General features: G+C 64.3%; 4 protein-coding genes and 4 pseudogenes. 1 reads left to right on the forward strand and 7 read right to left on the reverse strand.

All coding sequences use genetic code 11. From position 1 onward, the window contains the following. Window positions 1-145: pseudogene (locus tag ACESMT_RS13785) on the reverse strand (phosphoribosylaminoimidazolesuccinocarboxamide synthase); the annotation flags it as partial. A 490-nt stretch (window positions 146-635) separates the two neighbouring features. On the opposite strand from ACESMT_RS13785, the gene ACESMT_RS13790 reads away from it, so the two are divergent. Next, window positions 636-1,469 (forward strand): hypothetical protein, encoded by an 834-nt coding sequence (locus ACESMT_RS13790; protein ID WP_372827171.1) that lies wholly within the window; start codon window positions 636-638, stop codon window positions 1,467-1,469. Here ACESMT_RS13790 and ACESMT_RS13795 read toward each other — a convergent pair. The 6 genes and pseudogenes from ACESMT_RS13795 to ACESMT_RS13820 form a co-directional block, all read right to left on the reverse strand. Beyond that, complete coding sequence (locus ACESMT_RS13795) at window positions 1,455-2,348, reverse strand: universal stress protein (RefSeq protein ID WP_372827172.1); 894 nt, start codon at window positions 2,346-2,348, stop codon at window positions 1,455-1,457. The genes ACESMT_RS13790 and ACESMT_RS13795 overlap by 15 nt on opposite strands. After that, window positions 2,345-2,887: an NAD(P)-binding protein gene (locus ACESMT_RS13800; RefSeq protein WP_372827174.1), complete on the reverse strand. Its 543-nt coding sequence runs from the start codon at window positions 2,885-2,887 to the stop codon at window positions 2,345-2,347. The genes ACESMT_RS13795 and ACESMT_RS13800 overlap by 4 nt, the downstream gene beginning before the upstream one ends. 21 nt (window positions 2,888-2,908) lie before the next feature. Then, window positions 2,909-4,009 (reverse strand): annotated as a pseudogene (locus tag ACESMT_RS13805) (cation:proton antiporter); the annotation flags it as partial. A 76-nt stretch (window positions 4,010-4,085) separates the two neighbouring features. After that, window positions 4,086-6,806 (reverse strand): cation-transporting P-type ATPase, encoded by a 2,721-nt coding sequence (locus tag ACESMT_RS13810; protein WP_372827173.1) that lies wholly within the window; start codon window positions 6,804-6,806, stop codon window positions 4,086-4,088. Between the two features lie 304 nt (window positions 6,807-7,110). Then, window positions 7,111-8,379, reverse strand: a pseudogene (locus tag ACESMT_RS13815) (transposase); the annotation flags it as partial. Between the two features lie 18 nt (window positions 8,380-8,397). Then, a pseudogene (locus ACESMT_RS13820) lies at window positions 8,398-8,537 on the reverse strand (phosphoribosylaminoimidazolesuccinocarboxamide synthase); the annotation flags it as partial.

Genomic DNA, 8,537 nt, shown 5'->3' on the forward strand with positions numbered 1-8,537 from the left:
CATAGCCCTCGATCGGCCAGTAGCGCGAGGAGTCGGGCGTCAGCACCTCGTCCATCAGGGTCAGCGTGCCGTTTTCGTCCAGTCCGAACTCGAACTTGGTGTCGGCAATGATGATGCCTTTGGTCAGGGCAAAGGCTGCCGACGTTACGTCCCATCTCGAGCCAGGTGGCGCCCAACGTCTGCAGCGCAATGCTCATGCCGCCCGAAGCCGAACCGGTGATGCCGGCCAGGATGTTGACCGCTATCGACACCGACACCAGCGGATTGCCCGGCGCGATCCCCAGCACGGCGTCTCGCAGCAGCACGAAGCCAGCGAGCGACGCAATCACCGCGCCATAACCCACCTGCAACGCGGTGCTCAGCAGCGGCAGCATCAATAGCAAGATGGCCGCCGCCAGCGCGCCTATCACGGCCCAGATACCGCGCACCGCGTAGACCGTGGTCTGGCCATACTGCGGCTGGGCCAGGTAGCGCGTGTCCAGGGCTGGCCATAACCAGGCGGACAGCAGGTAGTTCAGCACGATGACCAGCACCACCGGCGCGATCGCCCTTTGGAACGACAGCGCTGGGCGGGCACAGGCCACAGTTTGGGGCGTGGACGTTGTCGCAGGCGCGCCGCCAGTGTGGTCCTCTTCGTGCCGACCATCGCCCTCGCCCGCTGCCTTGGCGGCTCTGGCTCGGTGGTTCAGCCACAGCATGCCCAGTACCAGCATCACCGCTGCGCCGATCAGACCCAGGCCGGGCGCGGCGAACGGTGTGGTGCCGAAGTACGGCATCGGAATGGCGTTCTGGATGGCTGGGGTGCCGGGCAAGGCTGTCGTCGTGAAGGTGAAGGCACCGAGTGCAACCGTTGCCGGAATCAGGCGCTTGGGCAGCTCGGCCTGGCGGAACAGCGCTGCGGCGATCGGGTAGACCGCAAAGGCGACGACGAACAGCGACACCCCGCCATAGGTCAGCACTGCACAGGCCAGAACGATGGACAGCACGGCGCGCTGGGCACCCAGCGCGCCCGCGATGACCCGGGCAATGACCAGGGCGGCCCCGCTGGCCTCCATCAACTTGCCGACTACCGCGCCCAGCAGGAAGAGCGGAAAGAACGCGACCACGAAGCCGCCGAGCGCCGGCATGAAGACCTGGGTGTAGCTGGCCAGCAGCGGTGCGGCCGGGCTGAAAAAGACTGCCAGCAGCGCGCACAACGGCGCGAGCAGGAGCACGCCAACGCCGCAGTAGGCCAAGGCCATCAACAAGGCCAGCGAGAGCACGATGCCGACAATGCTGATTATGGTTGGAAGAAGAACGCAAGTCGCCCTTGTTTGATCTCTGGGTTGAGGCGGCGAGGTGGATCAGCCAGAACGGCACAGGTCACCCGGGTGCCCATGGCGTGGCGCATTGTCAGCACACTCTGGGTCCAGCGCTTGGGTGGTAGTTCTCGCTCTGCTGCAGGCCAAACAACATCAGGCATTTTTTGACGTGGCGACCAGCACATCACCAAAGGACTCGACTAGCACGTGTTTGGTCACGCTGCCCAGCAACAGGTCTTCGGTCATGCTCTGGCCCTGTTTTCCGATGACGATGAGGTCGCAGCCAAGCGCCTGCTCATGTTCAATGATGGCTTGTGAGGGGTCGGCGTGTGGGATGCAAGGCGACCATTCGGCGGGCCTGAGGCCAGCGTTCGCCGCCAGCGACTGTAGCTGGAGCGAGGCAGCCCGGCGGGACTTCAAGCGGTAGCTCTCGATGGTGGCTTCGGACACTCCGGCAAACCGAAGCTTGCCTTCAAAAGGCACCTCGTAGGCGTTGAAGAGGATCAGGTGAGCGCCCGGTGCGACCGCCCTAGCGAGTTCGATCAAGGTCGCCGACCATGCCGAAAAATCCACCGGAACCAGCACCCGCCGATAGGCCTCGTGAGGCGGCTGTTTGACCACCAGCATCGGGTGCGCCGACTTGCGCAGCAGCCGCTCCGCGGTGGAGCCGAGCAGGAAGTGCCGCACGAAACCGGCGCCGCGCGCGCCCACGATCACGAGGTCGGCCTCGACTCGGTTGGCCTCCTGCGTGAGCTCATCCAGCACGGCCCCTTGCAGCAGAGCGCAGTCAACTGCCACACCATGCGCCGTGCTCAGATCCTGGGCCAGGGTATCCAGGGCCTGCTGGGTTTGCTCGATCAGCTGCGCTTCCACCGCGCTCTCCAGCCCCAGCAGCTGCTCCAGTTTGGCCATCGCACTGCCGCTGACTGCGTGAACCAGGTGCAGACGTGCACCGGCTGCGCTGGCCAGCCGTGCTGCTCGGCCGGCGGCCAGGCGCGAAGGATCGGAAAAATCGGTGGCGGCCAGTAGGTTTCTGACGGAGGTCATGGTGTCTTCTCCGTGGTCAGGATGTCACTGCGCAGGCTTCGTGCTGCTTCGTCGGCGGCATCGTCAAATGGGTTCAGCACTCGGGTCACGCCGGCGTTCTGGAGCTGTTGTTGATGATCCGCGTCGCGAGCGACCGCCGCCACCTGGCCAGCGAAACCGATGGTTTTCAGCGCGTCCAGAAGCGCCCGGTTGGACTCCCAGGCGGGCAAGCTGCTGACGACCCACCGCGCCTGCTGCAGCGGCAGCGACTCCAGAAACGCCGGGTCTTCTCCATCGCCGAAGCGGGCCGCCAGCTTCGCTTCACGCAGCGGGCGAACCACTTCCGGGTCAAAGTCCACTCCCAGGACTTCAATACCGCCATCACGCAGCTGGGTCAGCAAACGCCGGCCATAGCGGCCGAGCCCGATAACGACCACATCCACCCGTGTCGTGTCATTGCCTTGCGTCTCGATCGCCAGTTCGCGCGCAGGGCTCTGGCGTTCGAAGATCCCCAGCCAGGGCGCCAGCCGCTCATACAAAGCCTGCGAATACAGAATCATGTAGGTGGACAAGGTGATGGTGATCAGACCGACCAGTGTCGTCAGGCCCAGCGTGGTGACGCCCACATGCCCGAGTGTGATGCCCATGGCCACAAAGATGATGGAGAACTCGCTGATCTGCGCCACTGTCAAGCCGGCAAGAAACCCGGTTCGCTTGCGATAGCCCATCCAGCCCATGATGGCCATCACGATCAACGGGTTGCCGATCAGCACGAACAACGACAGCACCGCCGCCGAGCCCAGCTCGGCGCCGAGCATGGACAAGTCCATCTTGGCGCCCAGATCGACGAAAAAGAACAGCAGCAGGAAGTCGCAGATGCCGGTGAGGCGCGCGTTCACCGCTTCCCGGTAGGGAGTGGACGCCAGGGAAAAACCGGCCAGGAAGGCGCCCGCTTCCTTGCTGAAACCGGCCCAATCACCCAGCGCGGCCAGTGCCACGCCCCAGGCGATGGCAAACACCAGCAGCAGCTACTGCGAGCGCGCCATCAACGACACCAGCCAGGGCAGGACGTAGCGCATGAAGACGGTCATGAACACGGCGGCAGCCACCAACCTCAGGCCCAAGGACTGAAGGACCCCCAGCAGTGAGCCCGCACCGCCGGCGTCTCCCGGGTCGCGCATGGCGCTCATGGCCATCATTGCCAGCACCACGGCAATGTCCTGCACGATCAGAAAGCCCACGGCGATGCGCCCGTGCAGCGAGTCGAGCTCGCGCTTGTCCGACAACAGCTTGACGATGATGATGGTGCTCGAAAACGTGAGCGCCACCGCGATGTAGATGGCTTCCATCACGTCCTTGCCCAGCCCCAGCACCAGCAGGAAGCCAAAGCAGATGGTGAACGCCAGTTGGCCCAGCCCGGTGGCCAGTGCCACCGGTCCAATGTGGCGCACATGGTGCAGATCGAGTTTGAGACCGACCACAAACAGCAGCACCGTGACGCCGATCTGGGCCAGCAGATCGATCTGGTCGTGTGCCTGAACCACGCCCAGGCCGGCTGGCCCCACCGCAATGCCGACAACGATGTAGGCGATCAGCACGGGTTGGCGCAGCCGCACGAAAAGGGCGCCGACCAGCGCCGCGATCAGCAGCAGCAAGGCGATCTCGGCGAAGGGACCGGTCATGACGGGTGATTGGCAGCGGCAAGGCAGGGCATGGGCATCGCTGCCCGACCTCCGTGCCCGGTTGAACGGTGGTGTGTCATGGGGCCGACCCTCGGCGCGTCAAGGCCAGGCGCATCTGCTTTTCGGACTCAAGCAGCGCGAACAGCGCGACACCGGTGCCCACGATCAGCACACCGTCCCAGAACGGCACCGGCGCAGTGGCAAAGATGCCTTGCAGCACAGGCACGTAGGTGATGGCGAACTGCGCCAACACAACCGCCAGCACCGTGGTCCAGACCATGGGGGTGCCCCGAACGGCCTGCCAGGTCAGGGAGGTGCCATAGATGTTGCGGATGAAAAACAAGTGGAAGATCTCCAGCACAACCAGGGTGTTCAGCGCGATCGTGCGTGCCAGGTCGAGCGAATAGCCGCGATCCAACGCGTAGGCGTACATGCCATACACCCCACCCAGAAACAGCAGCGACACCAGCACGATGTGCCAGACGAGTTCGCCCGAGAGCAGTGGCTCGTTCCTGCGGCGCGGTGTGCGACGCATCGTCCCGGCTTCGGTGGGCTCAAAAGCCAGCGCCATACCCAGCGTGATCGCGGTGATCAGGTTGATCCAGAGGATCTGCACCGGCGTGATCGGCAACGCCAGGCCGAACAACAGCGCCACCACAATCGTCATGGCTTCGCCAGCATTGGTTGGCAGCGTCCAGCTGATGACCTTCTTGATGTTGTCGTACACCGTTCGTCCTTCCCGAACGGCGGCGACGATGGACGCGAAGTTGTCGTCGGCGAGCACCAGCTCGGCGGCTTCCTTGGCGGCCTCGCTGCCTTTGAGCCCCATCGCAATGCCGGCGTCGGCGCGCTTGAGCGCGGGCGCGTCGTTCACCCCATCGCCGGTCATGGCCACCGTCATGCCGTGCGACTGCAAGGCCATGACCAGCCTGAGTTTGTGCTCTGGGCTGGTGCGGGCAAAGATGTCGGTCTCGACCACGGCAGCGGCGAGCGCCACATCGTCCATGGCATCGAGGTCGCTCCCGGTCAGCACGCTGTCCGGATTCTGCAGGCCGATCTGCCGGCCGATGGCGGCAGCGGTGCCCTTGTGGTCACCGGTGATCATCTTGACGCGGATGCCAGCGCTGCGGCATTCGGCGACCGCTTCGGCCGCCTCGGCGCGGGGCGGATCGATCAACCCCACCAGCCCGAGCAACACCAAAGGGCCGCTGACGTCGTCAAACGCGAGCACGGTGTGTTCCGGCGCGACGGGTCTCACGGCGAAAGCCAGCACCCGCTGGCCAAGCCCCGCGATGCGATCAGCTTGTTCATGCCAGTAGCTCAGGTCCAGCGGCTCGGTTCCTTGTCCAGCGCCACGCTGCTGGGCGCACATCGTCAGAATTTGCTCCGGCGCACCTTTCACCGAAATCACCGCATGGCTCACGTGGTCGTGGTTCAGGCTGGCCATGAAGCGATGCCGGGCGTCGAAGGGGATCGCATCGGTGCGCGTCCAGGCGGCGAGTTCCTGGCGAGCCTCCAGACCGCACTTGCCCGACAAGGCCAGCAGTGCACCCTCCATGGGATCGCCCTCGACCGTCCAGACACCATCGCGCTCCAGCAGCGAAGCGTCGTTGCACAGGGCCGCCGCGCGCGCCAGCTCCTGCAGGATGGGATGCTCCTGCCCATCGACCGGGTGGTCATGCAGACTGATCGTTCCTCTCGGTTCATACCCGGTGCCATCGATTGAAAACTGATGGGCGCTGGTGGTCACGGAAGCCACCATCATTTCGTTGCGCGTCAGGGTACCGGTCTTGTCGGTGCAGATCACCGAGACCGAACCCAGGGTCTCGATGGCCGGGAGGCGGCGCACAATTGCGTTGCGGCGCGCCATCGCCTGCACGCCCACCGCGAGTGTGATCGTGAGCACGGCCGGCAAGCCCTCCGGAATGGCGGCGACAGACAGGCCCACCACCGCCATGAACATGTCGCCAAACGCGAAGTGACCGACGAAGTAACCGAAGGCCAGCAGCAGAGCGGCGATCAGCAGAATCAGCACGGTGAGCCAACGCGCGAAGATGTTCATCTGGCTGACCAAGGGCGTCGTAAGCACCTCGACCCGGGAAAGCATGCCGCTGATGCGCCCGATCTCGGTCTCGGCGCCCGTGGCCACCACCATGCCGCGACCCGCGCCGCTGGTGATCAGCGTGCCGCTGTAGGCCATGCACACGCGGTCTCCAATGGCCGCATCGGCGGTGACGGGACGCGTGTGCTTCTCGACCGGCACCGATTCGCCCGTCAGCAAGGCCTCCTGGATCTGCAGATTGAGCGCTTGGAGCAGTCTCAGGTCAGCCGGCACCTTGTCACCCGCCTCCAGCAACACCAGGTCGCCAGGCACCAGCGCCTCGCCGTCCACCGTGTGGCGATCGCCATCGCGCAGCACCGACGCGCGCGGCGCCAGCATGTGGCGGATCGCCGCCATGGCCTTTTCTGCCTTGCCCTCTTGAACAAAACCGATCACGGCGTTGCCCAGCACCACCGCCAGGATGACCAGGGTGTCGACAACATGCCCCAGCGCGGCGGTGACCACTGCCGATCCCAGCAACACGTAGATCAGGATGTTGTGAAAGTGAAGCAGGAACCGCAGCCAGGCGCTGCGCTGAGCCGGTTCGGGCAGGCGATTCGGGCCGTGTGCCTGGAGGCGAGCGTCGGCCTCAACCTGGGTAAGCCCGCCCGACGATGTGCGGGCCAAATCCAGCGCCGCCTCGGCAGCCAGCGTGTGCCATGGGCCTGGTGCTTGCTTGTCCGATTTTGATTGCACGATTCACGCTCCCGTGTGGGTGGGTTTCCTGTTCTCCCAATTCACTGTAGCGGGTTGGCGTCGGACCAAATTGACATACATCAACGCCCGGTCCGCGTCTAAGTCGAGCCTAAATCTAAGGATAGGAAATTCAACCGCATGAGTCCAAGTATCGCATCCAGAACGCGCCTCACAAATCATGCATACGCACTGTCGCCAGTCTGATTTACCAGGAATTTGCCCTGCCGTAGCCACCATGAACAGCAGAGACTGCCCGCAGACACGGCCCTATCCCGGCGGGCTGATGTCGCCACACTTGTGAGGCTCACCAAGTAGTGCGCTGATCGTCGGGGTAGTCGGGCGGTGATTGGTTTGCCAGATCCCAGTCCGGCTCGGCATCCACACCCTCCCCCATCTGCGGCGCAGCGAAGTCATCCCACAGCGGCGGCCCGCGTGCCGGTGTGATGCGCGGAGCTTAGGGGTCGACTCCGATGTGATCCAGTATCTTGTGGATGTCTGCGCTGAAGGTGATGAACGGGATGATGCGCATCTGGCCGCCACACATCGGACAGATCAGCGGGAACACCGCGTAGATACGTGCAATCAGCGCGGCCCACAGGTAGTGTGATGGCGGGCGCGGTTTGGACTTTGCGACGGTCGTGCCTGCATCCGTGTGCGTAACCGCTGTGACGAGAGCGCACACCTCTGGCGACGCCACCTGCGCCATGGCCGTCACAGCCGCACGCAAGGGCGAATTCGGTGCCAGTACGCCGTAGTACCGATGTCGGTGGGTGCGGGGTGGCGACACCAGGTGTGCGATGCGGTCGATCAGCTCCAGGGGCGTGAGCACCAATTCACCCGAATACTTGCTTGAGAGCAGCGGCTCTGCGTGGCCTTTGCCACAGCGGTAAACCAGATCAGCGCCGCGCTGCTTGAGCCGCTCCATGGCGAAGGGCGGGCGGGCGCAATAGCGCAGCAAACGCTCCAGCCCTGCGCGGTCTGGTGCTTCGATACGCACCCCGGCATCGACAGAGAATCCACCACCGTGGGCATAGGCAGCCATGTCTTTGGCATCACAGGCCTAAATATGGCCGCGTGCCACAAAAGCGCGCAAGATGCGTTTGCGCACGTTGGCCTGCACTTGAGAAATAGCAGCCTCATCAAGTCCAGACGCCGCGTGAAAAGCCACGCCGTCTGGCAGCGCCTCAAACACGCCATCGACCACACACACATGAAAGTGCACATGCGGGTTCAAGCTGGACCCAAAGCGGTGGATGAAGGCGACCGCGCCCAGGTGCAGACTGGCGGGGTCACACTGTGCCGCACCGAGGCAATGGGTCTGCAGACTCTGCTGCACCACGCGCAAGAAGATGCGCAGCGCCGCATTGAGTGCGCCCTTGTCGCGCTGCAGGTAATGAAACAGGAGCTTGGGCAGACGTTTGGGTACCGACAGCACCCATTGGCGCACCGGCAGGCGGGGCAAAACGTGATCGGTCAGGTGCGCTGCGGCCGCGGCCATGCGCCGGGTGTTGCACGATGGGCAGACGCCGCAGCCCTTGCAGGAGAAGGCGACCAGAAAATCGTCACCGCAGTCGTTAGACCAAGCAGTGACTCAGGCAGTCAGCCGCGTCAGCGCTTCCTGGTACTTGGCGGCGGTTTTGTCGACAACTTCCTGCGGCACGCGTGGCGCCGGGGGTGTTTTGTCCCAGGGCTTGCCGTTGACCAAGGTCTGCTCCAGCCAGTCGCGCACAA

It is taken from the genome of Polaromonas sp., assembly GCF_041689105.1.
Classification (GTDB): domain Bacteria; phylum Pseudomonadota; class Gammaproteobacteria; order Burkholderiales; family Burkholderiaceae_C; genus Polaromonas.